The sequence below is a fragment of the Bdellovibrio sp. HM001 genome, assembly GCF_055397275.1.
In genome coordinates this window covers 1,054,031-1,074,797 of sequence record NZ_AP029174.1, presented here as the reverse complement: position 1 = coordinate 1,074,797, position 20,767 = coordinate 1,054,031, and the positions used below count along the sequence as shown (strand labels likewise).

The window sequence follows — 20,767 nt, the reverse complement described above, 5'->3', positions numbered from 1 at the left end:
ATTTTTTCCTGGGACTGTAGTGATGTGTGGACCTTTGGGAGGCATCCTCGACTTTTCCTGACAGCTTCCTCACGAAACTGATCCCCCAAATGTACTAAGCAAACCTAAGTTTAATTAAACGTTTGCAAGTCTCAGGACCTAGGTACCTGAAAATGTGAATTATCGTGTGTTGCTCTCTCAAGATGACACATTTTAGGTCCGATCTTCTTACTATGAGATCAAATTTTCTTTACACACACTTGAATATGGCTCGAATCTCGCTCACCCTGGCAATGGTCCTTCTCTCGGGCTGTACTGGCGGCGGCGGCAGCAAGTTCAGCGACCTCTTGGATGTGGATCCTCAGCAAGCCGGTGTGGTGGATATCACGGCATTAACTCCCACAGGCTCACCAGTTGTCATGAGCTCTACCAGCGAAACCACCTTCGCCATCACCGTGGACCCTCAAGCTGGCAACAATCTGACCTATGTCTGGACCTTGGACGGAGCCCAACTGAGCTCCACTAACTCGTTCCATATTCTGTCGGGGGCCTCGCTTCCGCCTGGAGATCACACCCTTGCAGTCTCGGTCACAAATGGAAAATCCACGGACAGCCACAGCTTTGTTATTCACAGAAATACGCCTCCGGTAATCACCGCACGAAGTCCTGCAGCCACCGGAGCCTCTGTCACCTGTGGCTCTGGAAGTCTTGCCCTGTCCGTGTCCACTTCTGATGCAGATAACGATGCCAGAACCTATACCTGGAAAGTCAACGGGATGGCGGGCACGACTTTCTTCGTCAATCAAAACTCCAACGGTGCTGGTGCCACGGCTGATTTCGTCCCGAACTGCACTTTGTCCGGCACTGCCACAATCAGTGTCGAGGTCCGAGACGGGCATGATGTCACCAGCATCTCTCCGGCCTGGACTGTTTCCATCATCAACTCCGGCGTGGCCAATATCGGTGGAGTTTCCCCCAACTCCAGTCCTTATGTCATTATCCCCTCCTCAGGATCGAAGGTTTTCAACATGCTGGATGTGACCGGAGTTCCACCGATCTCCTACAGTTGGGAACTGGAAGGCACCCCTCTTCCAGGAGAGGTCAGCACCTCTTTAACTTTGCATGCCTCGACTCTGGACCCTTTGCCGGGACTGGGGCCTTACACCCTGACCGCCAAGGTTTCTGACGGCACGGGGGCAGAATCAAGCTTCAACGTGCAGGTGTTGCTGAATAAAGCCCCGGTTCTTTCCGGCCCGGCTCCTTCCGCCACTTCTCTGGCACGCAACTATGACACTCCCAATATGACCTTCTCGGTGAACAGCACTGATGAAAATGCCGATGTCCTTCGCTACATCTGGATTATCGACGGTGCCACCTATGAACCTCCCTTCAGCGGACTCCCAAACTATCTGAGCATCAACAACGCAAGCCCGCACCAGCTGATCTTTAATCCGAATTTATCCCTGGTGGGAAGTCACACGATCTCGGTCCGTGCCAGAGAGGATCGCGCCACGGATTTTGAATTTTCCAACACCAACACCTGGACAGTTCAATTCAATCACTTCAGTGATGCCTGCAATCAGTTGCAGGCCGGACAAATCTGCACGCTGGTCGGCGCTCCCGGTATCATGACAGACACCAACAACGACGGCTGGATCAACGCCCTGACCGAACCCTACAAACTGCGCATCAACTACAGCCTGATTCACAAAGTTCTGAACAATGACGGACTGACGGTTGTGAACAACTTTTTCTTCTCTGATTCCTCCAATCACGCTGTCTGGTATTACAACAGATCCGACAAAGCCCAGTCGGTCCTGGGAAAAACCCTGCAGCCCGGGGAAATCAAGATGCTCGTCGGTAATGGTGCCAGCGGACGCTCTGTCGACAGCAGTCCGTCTTACAGCTACAATCTCTACAAGCTCAGTTCCCCCCAGGGAATGTATTATGATGGCACTGCCAACATGCTTTACATTGCCGATCGGGGAAATCACCGCATCGTTCGCATCGACAGCAACGGACAAGGTCTGCGCGTCTTTGGCAATGAAACCAACTTACAGTGTGCTGCAGGATTCACCAACTGCAATACCGATAATGAACTGGCCACAAATCATGTGTGCGGTGGCCCGGTTGAAATGGCCTTTGATAACACCGCAAAGCGCATGTACGTAACCTGTTCCAGTACTCATGCCATCAAAGAGGTCAACATCACCAACGCCAATCCGGCAACCTGGACGGCGCGAATTCTTGTCGGACGACTGAATGGTTCCAATCAATCCACCGCCGCGACTACCAATGGAACAACGCTGGCTGCTGGCACAGGTCAGGTTAACACACCCTGGGCTTTGGCTATGGACAGTCAGCGCAACCTTTACTTCACACAATCCAACGGCGGCGCTTGCTATGTTCGGGCCATCAACCTAAACAGTGCCGGTGGCATCACGCTGCCAAACTCTGCGGGTTCGGGCACTCAAGTGTTGGCACAGAATCAGGTGCTCAGTGTGTTTGGGCAAAGCACTTGTTCCGCCCCTGCGGGGGGCACACAAGTTCCCAACACAGTCCGATACTTCTATCCCCGGGGACTGGCCATTCATGAGGTGGCTGGAGTCCTTGAGGGCTTTTTCGTCACCTCCACCGATGCTCACCGTGTGATTTATTCCAATGCTCGCAACACCACCAAAACCTTTGGAAGCGTCGCTGTAGGGGCATATCTGTCACAAACGATCTGGGGTAACGGCACCGGAAACTACAGTGGAAACACGAAGCCCGCGAGTACCAATACCGTGTTTAACCCCTATGGCATTACCATCGACAACAACTCACTGATTCTGGTCGACTTTTCAAACAACCGCCTGCGCACTCTGGATATTGGTACAAACGACGGAAACATCGACACTCTTCTTACGATTACAGACCCCAAATCCAACTCGTCTCCAGACTCACCTGCGGTAGACGCTGCCAAAGCCCGTTTGAACTTTATTTCCGATCTTCTTTTCAGAAGCAGCGACAACAGTCTGCTGGTGGCTGATACAACAGAAGCGGGACTCAACATGCCAACCCATTTCCAACCCGACGGAAAGACAACCGAAAACAATCGCGTGCGCAAGCTGGATCTGAGCACTGGACTGCTCGACACAGTTCTGGGAATGGGCTACGGAACCTACACCAACATGCAAAGCGCCCACGAGGTTCTGCTGCATGGACTGCGCGGCCTGGGGCTGGTGGCCGACAATCTTCTTGTCCTGGACCGTCACTGGGTTCCGGGGGGCACAAGATCCTGTGGTTTCTATCTATACAATCAGAACAGCCCGTCTGGCACATTCTACGGCAGCCCTGTCGACAACGGAAAAGTCGGCTTGATTGCAGGGAACTACACCCAAGGTTGCGGCACGGAATCCGCCAATGGAACCGCAGCGGCCGCAGCTCGCATGGAACCCTTTTCGATGACCACAACCCAGGATGACACGATCTACTTCACCCAGTTCCGCCGACACTGCATCATGAAGGTGGATGTGACCGGAAATCTGACTGCGGTCGCAGGCCTTTGTGGCGCGGCCGGGAACGCCGAGGGCGCTCTGACCTCTGCCCGCTTCGAGTATCCTCTTTCCATCGTCAAAGACCCAAGATATCCGACGAACATGCTGGTGATTGACCAGTCCAACAAAACAACCAGCGAAATCAAATACATCAATCTGTCCGGCAGTGATGTTGAAATCGCCGGAGTCAGCGCCCTATCCAATGAGGTCAAAAGAATCATCACCATCAACGACGGCTATGCCATTGGTTTGACGGTCTATGCAGACCCCAGCGATCCCGGCAAAGACATGATCTGCTACACCAGTGGATCAGGCATGAATACGATTAATGCCACGAATACGAACACCACTAATTCGAACTTGCTGACGGTCGCTGAAAACCCTGACGGACAAGTGGGGTTCCATCGTGTCACCTGCGTGAAAAGATCTGATGGCGCCAAAGAAATCGTCATCGGGGCGGACAGCTCGGCCGTTCGCGCCGGCAGTCAGCTGACGACCGAACATGAGGGGTTGGGTATTGATTCCAGCTCTGGCATCAAAAAAATCAAGGCCTCTTTGTTCACCCCTTACGGCCTGACCTTCGACAGCGAGGGTAATCTGTACATCGGTGAACGCGACGGCAAAGTGATCAGAAAAGTTAAAAAATGGTGGTAATCAAGGAGTGTTTACAATGAGACGCGGAAATTTCGGAACAATCATCGCAACCATCCCACTGCTTTTGTCCTTCACCGGGTGCGCATCACCGGGACTGCACGTCCAATCAGAGCCAGGAGGCGCAGACGTGTACTTCAAGTCCTCAGAAGGCACCTTGACCAAGATCGGGACAACTCCGCTCAGCGTTGATGCGAACAGGCTGCCACCTTCGCGCAATGCCTTTCAGATCACTCTTTCAAAAGACGGCTACCTGTCCGAAAACTTTGTCATCCCTGCTGCGAAAGTGCCACAGGATACCCAGATCTCGGTGTCCTTGCGCGAAAACAATAAAAAAACCGAAGATCGCCTGGATCACGTCGCCAGCAACGTGGCCTTGATCCAACAGCAAATCCGCAACAAGGATCTGGAGCGCGCCGAGCAGACACTGCAACTGATGGTGACCCAGTATCCAGACGTGGCGACCTTCCATGAACTTCTGGGAAATGTGTTTTATCTAAAAAAAGATCTGACACAGGCCCTGAATTCTTACAAACGAGCGGCAAATCTCAATCCAAAAAACATCGAAACACGCAACATGATTCAGCGTCTGAGCCAGTACCAATCCGGAGGTGAACTGTGAGCATCTTCCCTCTTTCCATCCTGGTGGCCGTCGGCTTCTTTTCGGCAGCCATCATGTATCTGAAACAAAACGTCCATTCCTACCTGGATATCGTCGCGCTGCTGATGGTTCTGGGAGGCACCTTGTCCGTCGGTATGATGACCATGCCCTGGGATCTGCGCAAAGACCTGAAACTGGCACTGCAGAAACTTTGGAAAAAGACGGCCCCGAACTATCAGTCCGCTCTGGAGGACTGCCTGGCCACCCTGAAGGGGCAAGTGCCCACCACAACTGAGGGACAACTGCACCGTCGCATTCTTTTGGATGGGATGGAACTGCTGTCTCTGGGGGTGCCCTCGGAACGACTGCAAAAAATTCTTGAAGAACGTGTGCATCAATACGGTCGCCGCCAAAAGAAAATCGCCAATGCCCTGCGCAGTCTGGCGAAATATCCTCCGGCATTCGGCCTGATGGGAACAGTTCTTGGGCTGGTGAACGTGATGAATGGTGTATCAAAAGGACTTTCCGGAAAACAAACTGCCTTTGAAATGGCCCTGGCACTGGTCGCCACCATGTATGGACTGGTGCTGGCCAATCTGGTTCTGAATCCTGCGGGCGAACTGATTCAAAAGAAAGCCGCTGATGAGGAGGATCTGGGACATCTGGCAGTTCAGACACTGCTGCTGATGGCCGAGAACACACCTTTGCTGGAGGCCCAGGAAACATTGAATTCCTATGCTCCAGAGGAGCAGCAACTTCATTTGAACTCGACAGGATTGGAGAGCTAATGAGACGCACTGACGAAGTCGATGTGGATAGTGAAGGTACATGGGCGATCAGCTATGGTGACATGGTCACCCTGCTGCTGACCTTCTTCATCGTGTTCTTCTCTATCAATCCCAACGAACAAGAAACCGAATATCGCAACGGGGTGCGAATGGCTTTGCTAAAACATCTGCAGAGTCAGGAGGACCACAGCGTCGCTTATGACCAGGGAAATCACATTCTGGTGGAGTTCCCGGGCATCTCATTTTTTGATTCAGGAAAAATTGAAATGACGGACTCTGGTCGTCTGGTGCTGCAGGAATTCATCAAGACCTATCTGCCGTATGCGGGTCAGTACAAGGTCGGAATTCGGGCCTTTACAGACCATAAAAAAATCAATCCCCGGAAGAATCATCGCTTCAAAGACAATCTGGAACTCAGCGCTCTGCGCTCCATTGCGACAATGCGTATCCTTCAACGTTCTGGTGTGCCCCTTGAACGAATCCAGGTGGGTGGTTACGGAGAGCTGACCGTCACCGCCGAAGAACTGGCAAAAATCAGCCCTAACGTCAGAGCCCCGGCCTCAACGCTGGATCTGGCCCGCAAAATTGTTTTGGTAATCCAACCGGAGGTTCTATGAAACGTTTTATTCTCAGCAAGATGCTGATCCTTATTGCTGCGGTGCTAGGCTGTTTCCCGGCCGTGGCCCAGAATTACAAACACCCACGGGTGGTGGAGCTGGAAAAATCCCTTTCACAAGAGGCCCTAAGTCTTCTGAAAGGACGCTTCCCCCAACATCCCTTTATCGTGACCGTGGCCATCGATCCTCTGATGCGGGATGTGCAAAGAAAAACCTCGGACAAACTTCCTTACTATGACCTGCGCGACGAAGAAATTCTCGACGAATGGGATGACCCAAATCTGTCCAATGCCGCATTGTTAACACGAGTGAAAAAAACGATCGTCAGTGTCTCTGTCCCCAACACTCTTTCAGAAGATGAAGTTGGCGAACTGAAGTCGGCCCTGGCAAAAAATCTCAGCCTGGTGGAAGCCCGCGACACCGTCGAAATTCAGCGCCGTCAATGGAGCCGTCTTGAAGACAATCAGACTCTTTTCAATGTCTGGCTGCCCTTGGGCCTTGCGGCTCTGTTGTTAATTATGGCCGGCATCTGGGGAGCAACTTGGTTCGGCGCCAAGCGCCTTTCAGGCTCACTGCAAGAAGGCTTCCGCGAAGCAGGCAAGAATGCCTCTGCGTCTTCGACGGCTCAGACAATGCCAATGCCGACGCTTGAGACTGCTGAAAAAAATCCGGGCCCCTATCGCAGCGGCGACATCCGTTTCAACGATCCCATTAAGACACGCGAGACCCTGCACGCGGGCATTCAGATTCTAAAGGACAACGCCTCGTTCCCAAATCTGGAAGATATGATGTTACTGCAAAATTTTGCTGAAGAATACCCGGCCTCTTTCGGAGCCTTCCTGGTGGAGTTCCCTTTCGACTGCCGTCAGCAGATTTTCAGTCTTTCATTTGGGGACACTTGGCTGCGGGCTTTAAGCGAGCCCGGAGAAGTCGACAGCCACTGCATCGACATTCTGAACAAATGTCTGCGCATCACGCGCAATGAACTGCAAAAAGAATGGCAGAACCTGCTGATCATGATCTGGCGCCTGGACACTCGCCGCACTGAATTCTTTAAAGGCCTTCCTCGCACCGAAGCGTTCTCAATCCTGGCTCATCTGCCTCGTTCGTTCTCATTACAGGTGGCTCGTGAAGTTTACCCGGGAGCCTGGGGTGTTCTGTTGGATCCATCTCACACTCCGGCGCCCCTTAAAAGCGATCGCATCGCGGCTTTGTGCCAGCGTGCTTTGGAATTAGCCCCTTTGCAAAACGTGCAGATGCTTGAGCGCTACAAAAACCAGAAGGATCTTTTAAGCTACCTGAAGATCGTCGATCCGCAGATTGAAAAAGAGATCTATCAAGCTTCTGGCAATCTGAATCTGACAGAAATGCGCCCGGCATTCTATCCCGTCTTTGAATTGACTGAAGCACAGATGGATATTCTGGTTCCGCGAATCAAAGTGGAAGAATGGGCTCTGGCTATGTTCAACGTGTCTCGAATCGAACGCAAAAAAGTGGAAAGTCGTTTTTCAGATCGTCAGCGCATGCGCTATTTTGAACTGCTAAAACACTTCGATATGCAGACACCAGCCACACAACGTATTGGTGATGCCCGCGAGCGCGTGGCCCATGCGATGAAAACACTGCCCACAGAAATTGCAACGATCCCGACAAACGAGCAGGAACAGGCTGCATGAGAAAACTAAAAATCACCCTTATCTCTCTGGGCTTGTTACTGGGAGCCTCACAAAGTCTTGCCGAGGGGAAGCTGGATCTGATGTTTGGCGGATTTACCATCAATGCCAGCACCGACAACGGCTCTGGCAGCATGTCCGGCGTCGGCAGCTATCTGGTAGCATATCGCTATCCCCTATCTTCGTCCTTGGAGCTGGGGTTGGGATATTCCCTGAATGCCACAGAAACCTTTGGTGGTGATCTGGGCTACGGGCCGGATCTGGGACTTGCCTACTTCCCTTTAACCACCACGTCGACCACCGAGTTTCACAATAAGGACACAGCCATCAGAATCAGCCCCTTATGGCGACCGTACTTTTCTTTGTCCTTTCATCAGCGCCAGTTCCAGTCCACACAGACTTCTTATGGCGGATTTGGTTTGGCCGTCGGAGCAGAATACCAATGGCGACCGGATCTGAGCGTGAAAGCCGAAGTCCGGGGCTTGGGCCTTTCCGGCCCCTCCAATAGCAAGGCCACCGAGTTTGACGGTTTTGTCGGCCTCAGCCTGCCGCTGTAAACACAAAAAAACCCGTCTTGTTAAAGAGACGGGTTTTTAGTGGTTCAAATTTTAAGAAGAATACTAGCGACGGCCGGATTTGATCTTCACTTGAAGCTTGGAGATCAAGTGAACCGCCATTTTTTCCTGAACTTTACACATTTTAAGTTCGTCGCGGCGGTAAGATCTTTGAGAAGGAGTCAAAGTTCCTGTCTCAAGTTCCATCTCGTAATCCAACTTGGAAGAACGGATGCCTTCGAGCTCTTTCGTCTGAGTTTTGAAAAGCTTCGTCACGCCAGAAAGAGGAGCTACTTCGATCCACTCTTCTTTTCCACGGTACCAGCTGACCATTCTCAAAAAGCGAGCTTTATTCTTAGCCAATGTGAACTTCGGGAAACCTGTGTCTGGAAGTTCCAGGATGTTTTCCACTTCATCCAGATTCAGGTCATCTTCTTCACCTTCCATCAGAAGGTTGTCAGACAGGCTCGCCAGTAGAGCGGTTTCCTGTTCTTCATCGACATCTACGTCGAAGGCCGATTTTTTCACCTCTTTTTCGTTGTCTAGGTCAGAGTCCAAATCTGTGTCGATTTCGTCGGCGTGCATGTTAGTGCCTGGATTGATCAAAACGAGCCTCCCCAATAGTGCTTTTAAACGTCTAGGTGATTTAAAGTGGCCCAGTTATATCGCAACTTTTGAAATGACACAATATGTTAATTGCATGAAAAAAGGTGAATTTTGCAGAAATACGGACTCGAAATCGAGAGCTTTTTGCATTTTCATATCCAATTTTCATGCTGAAACTTTGGGCATCTTCTTTATCTCACCGCAATCACATCCACGCGAAAGCCTCCGGGCTTTTTCCAAAAATGTGAGTTCGACGCTTTAATCTGAATTCGATAAACAGGCCGTCCATTCAGCCATGTTTCGCGCACACCACCGGACTTTAATTCTCCGGGCAGTCGCTGCTCCGGCCACTCTCCGGTTCCATCCGCATACTGAATGACAACGTCTTTGATCTCGATATTATTTCGCGTTCCAACCAAACGAATACGAACAATACGATTCAAATCAACGCGAGGAAAAAAGTCGAAGGTGCGAGTACGAAACCGCCCCGTGTCCCCACCACCTAATGAATAAGGAATCTCCTGTCGAGGTGGAGGTTTCGGTGGAGGATTGGGATTCGGACTGGGCTCCCCAGGATAGGGTTCATCCGGCAACGGCAGAGGCAGATCCTGCTGCGCCTGCGCCCCCAGAGTGGCAAAAAGACTTATGACTGCAAACAAAACAAGAATCCATTTCCCCATCGCGGCCTCCTTAAGTCTTTGAACCTAGTCGAGCGCAACGGGGTTTGGAATGGAAGATGGGTGAAACTGTCTGAAATCAATCCCAGCGCATGTGTTTCACGGATTCGCCGGAATCACGCAGCTCACGCAAAGAATCAATGCCGATAGCCAAATGCTTCTCTACAAAGTTGGCGGTCACTTTCCTGTCACTTTCTTCGGTCTTAACTCCGTCTGGAATCATCGGGTTGTCAGACACTAGCAACAAAGCCCCGCGTGGGATCTCATTCACAAAGCCTGTCACAAAGATCGTGGCAGTTTCCATGTCCACGGCCATAGCACGTGTCTTGGTCAGATAGTCCTTGAAGTTTTCGTCATGTTCCCACACACGACGATTGGTTGTATAAACCGTACCCGTCCAATAATCACAGCTGTGTTTTGCAATCATGGTGGAAACGGCCTTTTGCAGACGGAAGGACGGCAATGCCGGGATTTCTGCCGGAAGGTATTCATTACTGGTTCCTTCGCCACGGATTGCCGCGATCGGAAGAATGAAGTCACCCAGTTGGTTCTTTTTCTTGATACCACCGCATTTACCCAGGAACAAAACGGCCTTGGGATTGATTGCAGACAACAAGTCCATGCAAGTCGCGGCCAGGGCGCTGCCCATGCCGAAATTCAGAATGGTGATGTTTTCAGCCGTAGCACTCTGCATTGGTTTGTCCAAACCACGCACGGGGACATTAAACTGCTCAGCAAACATTTTGACGTAGTTGCCGAAGTTCGTAAGCAAAATATACTGGCCAAATTCATTCAGTGGCACGCCTGTGTAGCGAGGCAACCAGTTATCAACGATTTCTTTTTTTGTTTTCATGCTACTCCCATTATTTTTCTTCAATTGGTAAATTGGTTTAAGCTAACATGATAATCCACAGAAGAAAAGGGGTCCGATTATGAGTTCTTCGCAAAATCACATTCTGATGGAGATTCCTCCCCGCCTGGTGTCCGTGGGCGGCCCGCAGGTTCACCGACTGATTCCCTATGCCAAGAAAAGAATGGTAGGCCCTTTCATCTTTTTTGATTATTTCCCGGCCACGGACTTTGCCGCAGGTGACGGACTCAATGTCCGCCCTCATCCCCATATCGGCCTTTCCACCCTGAGCTATCTGCTGGAAGGTCAGGTGCTTCACCATGACAGCCTGGGCAACAGGCAAGTTTTACTGCCTGGCGATGTCAACTGGATGACTGCAGGACGCGGCATTTCCCATTCCGAGCGCCTTCCTGAGTCCGTCCAGGGTAAAGCCCACCGTCTGCACCTGCTGCAGTTCTGGGTGGCCTTGCCACTGTCGGAAGAAGATCGCCAGCCCAGCTTCACCCATCATGAAAAGTCCCTTATTCCCAACTTCCAGGTCGATGGTGCCAACGTCACCCTGATTGCGGGCGAGGCCTTCGGCAAAAAATCCCCCGTCGATGTCTATTCCCCGCTGTTCTTCATGGATGTAAAGCTTGGGCAGTCTGACACCTTCACCTTTGATCCGGGCGATCAGGAACTGGCGTTCTATATCATCAAAGGCCGACTGGACATCGATGGCAAAGAGATCCCACCTGATGACTTTGTCGTCCTGGAGCAGGGCTCGTCCTTGAAGGTCACAGCCACCGAGGACACACAATTCATCGTTCTGGGAGGAAAACCCTTTCCGGAACCGCGTTATATCTATTGGAACTATGTTTCATCCTCGCGTGAAAAAATCGAAGAAGCCAAAAAGCAATGGCGAGAGTTGACCTTCCCCCAGGTTCCCGGGGAAGCTGACATTATACCACTTCCTCCCGAGCCCGCTGGCTCTTAAGATGAAGGAGAGTCGCTTGTTTAAATACGTTTTTATTTCCATCACACTTCTGGCCTTAGCAGGTTGTTCTTCGGCCCCCAAGGACTCCTCGGCACAAAATGAAGAAACCTTTGTGCCCAATTGGGAAACTCATGCGCGCGACGCTGAAGTGATGTCTGGCAAAGGGCCGGAGCCCACTTCAGATTCTTCGCTCAGCAGCCCCCAGAACCAGGTCAGCGAACAAGCTTTGGAAACCCAGCAATTTGCCACCATTCATTTTACCAAACTGGGAAAAGAACTAAAGGCGGGTCAGGGAAAATATTTGAATGAGCTCTTCAGGATTCTGAAAATTACAGGGGCCCAACAGGCCTCGGCTCTTCGCCAGATCCGCTCCCTGTATGAGGGCTCTTCCAGTCCCGCTCAATTCAGCCAGGATCTGTGGAGCTGGCACCAGCGACGCCACTAAAAAAGGCCGGTTTCTCAACCGGCCTTTTTCTTATAACACCAGCTCTTTGGGAACACCCTTGGGGATCGCTCCCAATAATTTTTTGGTATATTCATGCTGCGGATTTTCATAGATGCTTTGAGCCGTGTTGTGCTCGACAATCCTGCCTCCGAACATCACCGCCACCTCATCGGAAATAAATTTCACCACCGACAGATCGTGCGAAATAAAGATATAGGTCAGATTCATCTCATCCTGCAAATCCAGCAGAAGATTCAGAATCTGCGCCTGAATGGAGACATCCAAAGCCGAAACCGACTCGTCACAGACGATGAAATCCGGGCGCACCATCAAGGCGCGCGCAATACTGATGCGCTGTCTTTGTCCGCCGGAAAACTCATGAGGATAACGATTCATCATCGAAGGATTCATGCCGACTTTCTTCAACATCTCTGCAGCGATTTCACGGCGCTGGTTATTATTGTCCCCGATATTGTGAATCTGCATCGGCTCCATCAGAATGGTCCCAATTGTCATGCGCGGATTCAACGAAGCATATGGATCCTGAAAGATGATCTGCATTTTCTTACGAACAGGCATCAGTTGACGGGCATCCATCGCCGAAATGTCCTGGCCATCATAGATAATCTGTCCGCCTGTGGGTTCAATCAGCCGCAGGATCGTGCGCCCCAGCGTCGTCTTACCGCAACCAGATTCACCCACCAGTCCCAGCGTTTGGCCTTTTTTCACCTGGAAACTGACACCGTCCACGGCTCTGGTCCAAGACTGCACACGCCCCAGCAAACCACCAGTGTGAGGGAAGTGAGTTTGCAGATCCTTGACCTCCAAAAGAACCTTGTCTTCTCGAGCCACTGCCGGAGCCCTCACTTGCGCCTGAACCGGAGCTTTGATCTCCTCACCCTCGGCCGTCATAAAATCACTTAATGTCGGCAGACGTTCCGGGTTCTTTTCCAGGGACGGACGGCAAGCTAAAAGACCCTTGGTGTAGGGATGTTGGGGCTTTTCGAAGATGTCCTTCGAACGCCCGCGCTCCACGATTTCACCCTTATTCATGACGATCACTTCGTCGGCGATGTCCGCCACCACCCCCAGATCGTGGGTGATAAACAATAAACTCATGCCGGTTCTTTGCTGAATCTCTGCTAAAAGATCCAGGATCTGTTTTTGAATCGTCACATCCAACGCCGTCGTCGGTTCATCACAGATTAAAACATCCGGATTGCAGGCAATGGCCATGGCGATCATGATTCTTTGGCGCTGCCCGCCGCTGAACTTGTGAGGATAGAAATAAAGTCTTTCTTCAGGACGTGGAATGCCCACCTGCTTAAGCAGGTCCAGTGCTTTTTCCAGAGCCTGAGGCTTGCTCAGCCCTTGATGCAACATCAGGGTTTCTGTGATCTGGTCAGCCACGGTCAGGACCGGATTCAAACTGGTCATTGGCTCCTGGAAGATCATGGAAATACGCGCGCCACGGATGCTGCGCATTTTCTTTTCCGAACACTTCAACAGATCCTGACCTTCAAACAGGATCTCACCTTGGGTGATTTTACCGGGATTTCCAATCAGCTGCATGATGGCCAGCGACGTGATACTTTTACCCGAGCCGGATTCCCCTACCAACCCCACTGTTTTACCTTTGGGAATGGCAAAAGAGATGTCTTTCACGGCTTTGACCAGACCATCTTCGGTCTTAAATTCGACGGCCAGGTTGCGGACTTCAATGATATTTGTGCTCATAAATTTCGACCTCTGGATAGAGACTTTAGCACCACTCCGGTGGAAAAGGTCCACTGTTCCCCCATCCCTGAACTTTGGTCAATAAAAAGGAATCGTGAGTCTTAATTGGTTTTCAGTACCGTGTTTGACTCAGAATAGAACACCCTGTTGTTCGAACGTCCCTCCAACCTTGGAGGGAACAAAAAAACTCTCTTTTGGTACAGAAAGTCCAAGCATGAGCCGAAGAGGGACTTATCAACCACACCTTTAGAGGACAACTTAACTCGGAGACTGGACATGAAGTTTTCATCTAGAATCGCCGCACTGGTTGCAATCACTGTGCTTTATTCACCGACCGCCCCGGCCACGCGTGGCAATACCGAGGCTGGCATCTGCACGGATTGTTTTGTGAACACACCAGCAGGCCCTCGCATGAAAGACAACATGCAGTTTGTCGCGACAGTTATCACCGACATCAATAAGAACCTAAAATGGGGCCCGAAGTGCAACAACTTCGCCAGTGGAACTGAGTTGGGTCAGTGGGGGCACTATATCCGCGAGGACTATCTAAAGGGTTCTTACCCGAACCTTGAAAAGGGTTCACCGGACATTCACCGCGTCTGCCCGACTTATTCCAAAATGAAACCGACTGACAAAGCCAACTTCTGGGTGTTGGTCTTTAATGCCATGGCCAACTATGAAAGTACCTGCAACAAAAACGCACCCGCCAAGGGTCCCAATGGCAGTCTGTATGGTCTGATGCAGCTTCACGTTGGCAAGGAGGGTGCTTACGCCAAGGACTGTAGCAACGGCGACAGCAAATATCCTTCGGATACGTTCTCTTGCACCTTCAGTATGTTGGATGGCCAGCTTCGTCGCGACGATGCCCTGTTTAGCCGCAAATCCTATTGGGATGTCCTGCGCCCTCAAGCCAAAAGTGGAAAATCCAAGAAGATCGCTAAATCAATTTCAGCTTACACTCCTTGCCACGATGAGAAACGCTTGAACGCCAAGAAGCGCAGCGAGTTTGAAGACAATGAAGAAATCTTCCAAGCTCTTGATGTCATGGATGTGCCAGACACTGGCTTTGGCATCTACGACATCTAAACTTCTGAGCCCTGTTTGAACTTTCGCTTCAAACAGAATACGGTACTGGTTTTCACAAGCTCCTTGAGTTTCATTTTCTTGATCCAGAAAATGAACTTAAGGAGTATTTGACCAATGAATGATTCTGCTATTCCCGTATTTAAGATGCGTCCGCTACCGATCACGACCTCCCCTTTAGCCCGAGAAGAGATCCGCAGCCTGCTTCAGACCATCGCACAGAATCTATGTAACAACCAAAACAACATTCAGGTCAGCTACGTCGAAGGTGACAAAACCACAGTCTATCGTATCGAAGTCCCCGAGGATCTGCGTGGGCGTCTGATTGGCGCTAACGGAAAAACCATCAACGCTCTTCGCGTGCTTCTGGCTGCCGTCGCAGGCACTCACGGCTTTCGCGCTGTGATTGATCTGGTACTTTAAGGCTTAGCGCGCGCCGTCAAGGTCGCTCCCAGAGCGGCCTTGGTGTTCGATTATAATGTACGAACAATTATCCGAACATGTGTACTGACATCTTTGCAATCCCTCACATTTACCGTGTACTTGTGAAACACGAGTTGATAAGAGGTCAGATGCCCATGAAGACTTTGAATAAATTTTTCCACAAGAAGTTTGAAGAACGTCGAGCTGCCAACCCACGTTTTTCCCTACGCGCCCTCGCCCAACGGGTGGACATATCCCCAGGACATCTCTCTGAAATCTTCAATAACAAGCGCCCCGTATCATCTGCGAACTTTGAGAAGCTCATCACAGGATTGCGCTTAAGCCAGGAAGATCACGATGCGGCCCTGCAGCTGTTTGAGGCTGAGAAAAACCGCAAGAAAGCCACCTATTCGATTGAGCGCGTTCTGACAAAGACCGAGTTTTCGGAAGTGTCTGGCGTGGATTTCTTTTTGGTGCTTGCGGCAATGGATCTGCATGCAGACCTGTGTGACATTGAAAGTATTTCAAACGAAACCGGCGTCAGCATAGAAAAAACAGTTCTGATCATGGACAAGCTGGAACAACTGGGATTGGTTGAGCGCCACAGCGATGAAACTTTCTCCAAAGCCGTGCGCAGCCTGTCTTCTGAAAGCGACATCCCGAACTTCGATGTGCAAAAATTCCATATGGAAGCCATGCGAAGAAGTTCTGACATCTTCCATAAGGTTCCTACCGACCAGCGTGATATGGTTTATGTGACCATGGCGGTAAATCCAAAGAACCTGCCTGCTGCCAAGAAAGAACTTGAGAAGTGCTGGAAGAAGGTTTACAGCAAACTTTCCCAAGGTGAGTGCACCGAAGTTTATACTCTGGGAATGCAGCTGCTTCCCGCAACCTCCAAGGAGATGGCATGAGATATCTGATCGTTTTTGCTTTCCTTTTGGCAGCTCCCACGGCCTTTGCACAGTACGTGGTTCGTAACGGCGGTTACGTCGTCAGCTGCCGCAACCAGGTCCCTTTGGCCTTGGAAGTCGCTGAGGCTCAGGCGCAGGGTCTGACCATGGACTACTCTTCCGCTCGCTCTTTCCAGGCAAAAGTCAGTGATCTGATTGGGCGCATTCGCCCTGTGAATTCGGAAAAGGCCGCGAAGTACACCCGCTGGCTGCAACAGTGGCCACAACAAGTTCGCTGGCATGCTCGCATTGAGATGACAGGCCCGAACGATCAGGGGGCCATCCAATTAAAGCCCGGCTGTCGTATGCGTATTGCGATTGTTCAGACCAACGAAAGTCGTTTTGGTTTCCAGGAGTATGCGATTGATTCTCTGCTGTGGCAGTCTTTAGACGAAGATCAAAAAGCGGCTTTGGTCATGCACGAGTTCATCTATCGTGACATTCTCGAAGAAAACCCAGACTCCAATTCAAGCTGGGTTCGTCATATCAATACGCGAATTCACTCGCTGGACTTCCAGTTCCGTGATCGCCGAGCTTTCACAGATTTGATCAATTCCTTTTAATTATCGGCAGCTGGTGGAAACCAGCTTCTGAAATTCCGCGTCTGTCTTAAAGCGGAAGATCACATCCCCGTCACTCATATAACGGAAAAGATCCTTGTTACGCAAGGAACAGGTTCTTTGCCCATCACGCAGGACAGAATTTCCAGCGCTGTTCTGCGACGGATCCTGATTGAGCGCAAACCCCACATCCAGAATCTGCCCTCTGTAGCCGGTGATGGTAACGCCTCCGCCATTTTTCTTTGAGACCTTATCCACCGTCACCTTGCTCGCACCTGAAATCGACTTCAACACGGCTTTGTTCATATCAAAGACAAAGCGATCTCCGGTGACGTGCTCAATGATCAGCTCTTGGGTTTCCTCGTTCCATTGATAGTTCATTTTAGTTTGCTTGCGCGGGAACATGTAGAAATCACGCGCCCCGAACTGCCCGTCCGTGCCGTAAGCGTTAAACACCATGAACATACCGTCGGCGGTTAAAACATAATCACGGTAAACCATATCCTTGTAAGCATCGGTCGGTGACACCGACAGCATGCAGATTTCAGCCTGATCCAACCAGGCTCGCTGAAGCAAGGTGCCCCCTTTGGTTTCTGCCATGGGCTGACAACTTTCTGGGGCCGGGGCGGCTTGGGCCATCGCTGTAAGGAACAGTGCTGTCGCGAAAAGTACCACTTTCATCAAGACCTCCTGCAATCGGTGACTTTCAGATTACAAGTGTCACCCAAGCGGTCAACGAGCCAAGACCTTAAGATGTTTCTGAGAAAAACGTCGAACAGATAAAAAGCGCAGTTCCGGCCTAAAGTTTGACTGGCCCTGCTGCCAAAGGCCCAATTGATTTACCACCAAGGAGGTCATCCGTGAAATGCTTGAAAACTCTCGTGTTCTTAACTTTACTTGCTCCACTGGGCGCGGCCGCCCAGGTCGAATCGCGCATGGATTTTGGGATGCTTCCCGTGTCTGCAACACGCACCCGTGACATGCTTTTGACTAATTACAACTCCACCGTACTTCGTGGCATTTCACATACAATTTCTGGTGACAGCTTCTCGGTTCAAAGCGATTGCCCTGAACAACTTCGCTCTGGGTTGTCCTGCCGCTATCGTATCACCTTCTCATGTTATCGCGAAGGGTACCAGTCCGGGACCCTGGCCATCTTCACGTCCGATAAAGACTATGAAGTGCATCTATCCGGAGTCTGCAATCGCATCCACACTCCGGAACCTCGCCCACCGGCTCCTCGCCCTTAAAAGGGCCTCTTTGAAAGGCGACTGGGGCGACCACAGTCCCCACAGGGAAGCCCGCGAAGGCCCACTTTTTCAAGGGGCCCTCTCAGCGCGGTTTCTTTGGCATGTTTCGTGGCGAAATAGACCGTTTCGCCACTGTAGGAGTATTTATTGTCCCTGTCCAAGCGAGTAACCCTTTTCCCCGTCAAAAAGATAAAGATTCTCTGTCTTAATCACATCGATATTGGTGCGGCTCAATTCGCGCATCAACATCCACAAGACGGCATGGTTGCTGACTCCCTGCTCTTTTGCCACCAGACGACATCTCCAGTGGTCGGTTTTGAAGGTCTCTTTCATGCCCTGCGGAAACACCTTCACGCCTCTGTTGGTGATCATCTGCAACGACAGAGGAAGGCTTTCAATAGCTGATTGCAATCGCTGCGCCAGAAGGTCCGGGTCACGGTTGTCTTCTTGCACAAAGACATCGACACCGACAAGTTCTTTACGAGCGGCCGCTATATTCTTTTTTTCATACTTCAGATTCAAAGGGGCCTCATCGGAGTAGGCGGCTTTTTGCAGCTTCACCGGCTCCTCACCAAGGCGCTCCGCGACCGCACTGGAGAATTCCCTAGTCCCGACTTTCTTCTTACTGACGCCCTCTTGGTAGATGTCATAAGTATGAACACCATCTTCCATCGTCTTCAGCCATGCATTATGAATCTTTTGCGCCACTTTGCCCTGTCCCATGTGCACCAACATCTGAACCGATGCCAGGATAAGACCGCTGGGGTTGGCCAAATCCTGTCCTGCCCGTCGGGGGGCTGAGCCGTGAATAGCCTCAAACATGGCGCAGTTTTCACCGATGTTCGAAGAGCCCGCAAGCCCCACCGATCCGGCGATTTGCGCGGAGATATCGCTGAGAATATCGCCGTAAAGGTTCGGTGTGACGATCACGTCGAATACTTCTGGCGTATCGGCCATTTTTGCAGCGCCGATATCGACGATCCAGTGTTCTTTCTCCAGAGTCGGATACTCGGCTCCGATCTCATCAAACACCTTATGAAAAAGACCATCGGTCATTTTCATGATGTTGTCCTTGCTAAAGCAGGTCACTTTTTTGCGGCCCGAGCGTCTGGCATATTCAAAAGCATAGCGCACAATTTTTTCACAGCCCGGTCTGGTGATCAGCTTCAGGCATTGATAGACCTCATCCGTCTGACGGTGCTCGATACCGGCATACAGGTCTTCTTCGTTTTCTCGAATGATAACCAAATCCATACTGGGGTGTTTGGTCTTTACAAAAGGCGCATAGGAACGACAAGGCCGCACATTCGCATAAAGCCCCAGAGCCTTTCGAACAGTCACATTGAGACTTTTAAATCCCCCACCCTGAGGCGTCGTAATAGGAGCCTTTAGAAAAATCTTGTTATCAACCAGTTTGTTCCACGATGACTCTTCAATACCAGCATCAAGTCCGCGGCGATAAACCTTCTCCCCAATCTCAATGGTGTCAAAAGCCAGGTCGGCCCCTGCCAGCTCAAGTATACGAAGGGTCGCTGCCATAATCTCAGGTCCGATACCGTCGCCGTGGGCGACGGTAATTCTTGGCGTGCTCATTTGATGATCTCCTTTTCTGAGGCCATTTTGGAACATTTCAAACATTATTAAAAATAGATAATTTAGTTCATTGTTATCTATAAAATAGATATAATAACGGAATGCAAAGGCTCAACCATCATCACCTTTATGTCTTCTGGATCTTCTCACGAACCTCCAGTTTCACCCGAACAGCCGAAGCCCTGTCGATTGCCCAATCGGCAGTCACCTCGCAGATCAAGCTGCTCGAGGAGGCTTTGGAGCTAAATCTGATTGACCGAAAAAATCCCCGCCGTCCTCAGATTACAGAAGAAGGACGAAAGGTGCTGGAATACGCAAATTCAATTTTTGAATCCAGCCGCGAACTGATTAACTGGGCCACCAAGGGGTCCCTGCCCAACAAACGAACTCTTCGTATCGGGGCCATTTCCGGGCTGTCGAGAAACTTTCAGTTTGAATTTATTCAGCCGTTAATAAAAGACGCAAATTTGAAATTCGAGATAACAACAGGAGACCAGGAGAATCTGATACGCCTGCTGGTCGAGCACAAGCTCGACGTGGTTCTTTCCTCGCGCAACGCAGATCCGGACCACAAGATTCAGCTTCATTCGCATGTCATCACCAAGTCCCCTTTGCTGCTGGTCATGCGAAAGCAGTCGAACAACAAAAGAAAAAAAGATCTGAACTCGATCCTGACCACGCATGCGCTGTTTACACCCGGAAGCCACTTTGAAGCCAAGCCCGAGCTGGACGCCTATCTTGAAAAATTCAAACAACTGCGAATTGCCGGAGAGATCGACGATGTGGCCTTGTTAAGAATTCTGGCACTTCGATCAGGTGAAGTCGTGGCCATGCCAGAAATGGGCATCCAGAGCGACCTTGCCTCCGGAGAAGTTGAGGTTCTTCTAAAAATCTCCCAGATCGAGCAGAGATTCTACGCCATCACCAGACAAAAAAAAGAACCAAACGCCGACGTCCGCCATCTGATAGCCAAAATGAAAAAAGATCTATAAGCAAAGGCCTCCATCTAGGAATAAGCAGTCGGCAGTTGTGCCCGCGCTAAAAAGGGCCAGTGGCACTTTTTAGTGTCGAGCGCCTAGGAAAAGAGCGCTCGATCCGCGATTTTCCGCGTCCCGCCGGAGCAAGCATCCAAGATCGAAGCAGAATTAAAAGGAAAAAGAGAAGAAGGATGGTGCAGTCGGCAGGACTCGAACCTGCAACCCCTTGGTTCGAAGT

20 protein-coding genes are annotated in these 20,767 nt (G+C 50.8%); 14 read left to right on the top strand and 6 right to left on the bottom strand.

The window, feature by feature from the left end:
• The first annotated feature begins 212 nt into the window (after nucleotides 1-212).
• From ACZ5ZZ_RS05235 to ACZ5ZZ_RS05210, 6 genes are read left to right on the top strand one after another with little or no spacing between them, the layout of a single operon-like run.
• Nucleotides 213-4,169: an NHL repeat-containing protein gene (locus tag ACZ5ZZ_RS05235; RefSeq protein ID WP_464141581.1), complete on the top strand. Its 3,957-nt coding sequence runs from the start codon at nucleotides 213-215 to the stop codon at nucleotides 4,167-4,169.
• A 16-nt stretch (nucleotides 4,170-4,185) separates the two neighbouring features.
• Nucleotides 4,186-4,788 carry a tetratricopeptide repeat protein gene (locus tag ACZ5ZZ_RS05230; RefSeq protein WP_464141580.1) on the top strand — a complete coding sequence of 201 codons (603 nt, stop codon included), beginning with the start codon at nucleotides 4,186-4,188 and terminating at the stop codon, nucleotides 4,786-4,788.
• Nucleotides 4,785-5,555, top strand: coding sequence for a motility protein A (locus ACZ5ZZ_RS05225; RefSeq protein WP_464141578.1), 771 nt, complete (start codon nucleotides 4,785-4,787; stop codon nucleotides 5,553-5,555). The genes ACZ5ZZ_RS05230 and ACZ5ZZ_RS05225 overlap by 4 nt, the downstream gene beginning before the upstream one ends.
• Nucleotides 5,555-6,172 (top strand): OmpA/MotB family protein, encoded by a 618-nt coding sequence (locus tag ACZ5ZZ_RS05220; protein ID WP_464141576.1) that lies wholly within the window; start codon nucleotides 5,555-5,557, stop codon nucleotides 6,170-6,172. The genes ACZ5ZZ_RS05225 and ACZ5ZZ_RS05220 overlap by 1 nt, the downstream gene beginning before the upstream one ends.
• Complete coding sequence (locus ACZ5ZZ_RS05215; protein ID WP_464141574.1) at nucleotides 6,169-7,848, top strand: hypothetical protein; 1,680 nt, start codon at nucleotides 6,169-6,171, stop codon at nucleotides 7,846-7,848. Before ACZ5ZZ_RS05220 ends, ACZ5ZZ_RS05215 begins: the two co-directional genes overlap by 4 nt.
• Nucleotides 7,845-8,402 carry a hypothetical protein gene (locus ACZ5ZZ_RS05210; protein ID WP_464134086.1) on the top strand — a complete coding sequence of 186 codons (558 nt, stop codon included), beginning with the start codon at nucleotides 7,845-7,847 and terminating at the stop codon, nucleotides 8,400-8,402. Before ACZ5ZZ_RS05215 ends, ACZ5ZZ_RS05210 begins: the two co-directional genes overlap by 4 nt.
• A 63-nt stretch (nucleotides 8,403-8,465) precedes the next feature.
• Here ACZ5ZZ_RS05210 and ACZ5ZZ_RS05205 read toward each other — a convergent pair whose 3' ends face one another.
• The 3 genes from ACZ5ZZ_RS05205 to ACZ5ZZ_RS05195 form a co-directional block, all read right to left on the bottom strand.
• On the bottom strand, nucleotides 8,466-9,005 hold the full coding sequence (locus tag ACZ5ZZ_RS05205; protein ID WP_464117745.1) for a hypothetical protein: 540 nt from the start codon (nucleotides 9,003-9,005) through the stop codon (nucleotides 8,466-8,468).
• Nucleotides 9,006-9,196: 191 nt separating this feature from the next.
• Complete coding sequence (locus tag ACZ5ZZ_RS05200) at nucleotides 9,197-9,685, bottom strand: hypothetical protein (RefSeq protein ID WP_464141572.1); 489 nt, start codon at nucleotides 9,683-9,685, stop codon at nucleotides 9,197-9,199.
• Nucleotides 9,686-9,761: 76 nt separating this feature from the next.
• The gene (locus ACZ5ZZ_RS05195; protein ID WP_464117749.1) at nucleotides 9,762-10,535 is read right to left on the bottom strand and encodes an AMP nucleosidase; all 774 of its coding nucleotides are present in this window, start codon (nucleotides 10,533-10,535) and stop codon (nucleotides 9,762-9,764) included.
• A gap of 79 nt (nucleotides 10,536-10,614) precedes the next feature.
• Here ACZ5ZZ_RS05195 and ACZ5ZZ_RS05190 point away from each other — a divergent pair, with 79 nt between their 5' ends.
• A complete protein-coding gene (locus tag ACZ5ZZ_RS05190) occupies nucleotides 10,615-11,508 on the top strand; it encodes a pirin family protein (protein ID WP_464141570.1) in 894 nt (297 codons plus the stop codon).
• 16 nt (nucleotides 11,509-11,524) lie between these two features.
• Nucleotides 11,525-11,953: a hypothetical protein gene (locus ACZ5ZZ_RS05185; RefSeq protein WP_464141569.1), complete on the top strand. Its 429-nt coding sequence runs from the start codon at nucleotides 11,525-11,527 to the stop codon at nucleotides 11,951-11,953.
• A 30-nt stretch (nucleotides 11,954-11,983) separates the two neighbouring features.
• On the opposite strand, the gene ACZ5ZZ_RS05180 is transcribed toward ACZ5ZZ_RS05185, so the two are convergent.
• Nucleotides 11,984-13,690, bottom strand: a complete 1,707-nt coding sequence (locus ACZ5ZZ_RS05180) for an ABC transporter ATP-binding protein (protein WP_464141567.1) — start codon at nucleotides 13,688-13,690, stop codon at nucleotides 11,984-11,986.
• A 276-nt stretch (nucleotides 13,691-13,966) separates the two neighbouring features.
• Here ACZ5ZZ_RS05180 and ACZ5ZZ_RS05175 point away from each other — a divergent pair, with 276 nt between their 5' ends.
• The 4 genes from ACZ5ZZ_RS05175 (at nucleotide 13,967) to ACZ5ZZ_RS05160 (ending at nucleotide 16,712) form a co-directional block, all read left to right on the top strand.
• Nucleotides 13,967-14,776: a hypothetical protein gene (locus ACZ5ZZ_RS05175; protein WP_464117757.1), complete on the top strand. Its 810-nt coding sequence runs from the start codon at nucleotides 13,967-13,969 to the stop codon at nucleotides 14,774-14,776.
• Between the two features lie 114 nt (nucleotides 14,777-14,890).
• Entirely contained in the window at nucleotides 14,891-15,196 is a 306-nt protein-coding gene (locus tag ACZ5ZZ_RS05170; protein ID WP_464117759.1) for a KH domain-containing protein, read from the top strand.
• A gap of 149 nt (nucleotides 15,197-15,345) precedes the next feature.
• Nucleotides 15,346-16,110: a TIGR02147 family protein gene (locus ACZ5ZZ_RS05165; RefSeq protein WP_464141565.1), complete on the top strand. Its 765-nt coding sequence runs from the start codon at nucleotides 15,346-15,348 to the stop codon at nucleotides 16,108-16,110.
• Nucleotides 16,107-16,712, top strand: a complete 606-nt coding sequence (locus ACZ5ZZ_RS05160; RefSeq protein ID WP_464141563.1) for a hypothetical protein — start codon at nucleotides 16,107-16,109, stop codon at nucleotides 16,710-16,712. Before ACZ5ZZ_RS05165 ends, ACZ5ZZ_RS05160 begins: the two co-directional genes overlap by 4 nt.
• Here ACZ5ZZ_RS05160 and ACZ5ZZ_RS05155 read toward each other — a convergent pair whose 3' ends face one another.
• Nucleotides 16,713-17,390 (bottom strand): hypothetical protein, encoded by a 678-nt coding sequence (locus tag ACZ5ZZ_RS05155; RefSeq protein WP_464141561.1) that lies wholly within the window; start codon nucleotides 17,388-17,390, stop codon nucleotides 16,713-16,715. It lies immediately after the preceding gene.
• Between the two features lie 179 nt (nucleotides 17,391-17,569).
• Here ACZ5ZZ_RS05155 and ACZ5ZZ_RS05150 point away from each other — a divergent pair, with 179 nt between their 5' ends.
• Nucleotides 17,570-17,959: a hypothetical protein gene (locus ACZ5ZZ_RS05150; protein WP_464134063.1), complete on the top strand. Its 390-nt coding sequence runs from the start codon at nucleotides 17,570-17,572 to the stop codon at nucleotides 17,957-17,959.
• Between the two features lie 144 nt (nucleotides 17,960-18,103).
• On the opposite strand, the gene ACZ5ZZ_RS05145 is transcribed toward ACZ5ZZ_RS05150, so the two are convergent.
• A complete protein-coding gene (locus ACZ5ZZ_RS05145; protein WP_464141560.1) occupies nucleotides 18,104-19,552 on the bottom strand; it encodes an NADP-dependent isocitrate dehydrogenase in 1,449 nt (482 codons plus the stop codon).
• 101 nt (nucleotides 19,553-19,653) lie between these two features.
• On the opposite strand from ACZ5ZZ_RS05145, the gene ACZ5ZZ_RS05140 reads away from it, so the two are divergent.
• Entirely contained in the window at nucleotides 19,654-20,544 is an 891-nt protein-coding gene (locus ACZ5ZZ_RS05140) for a LysR family transcriptional regulator (RefSeq protein WP_464141558.1), read from the top strand.
• Nucleotides 20,545-20,767: the final 223 nt, after the last annotated feature.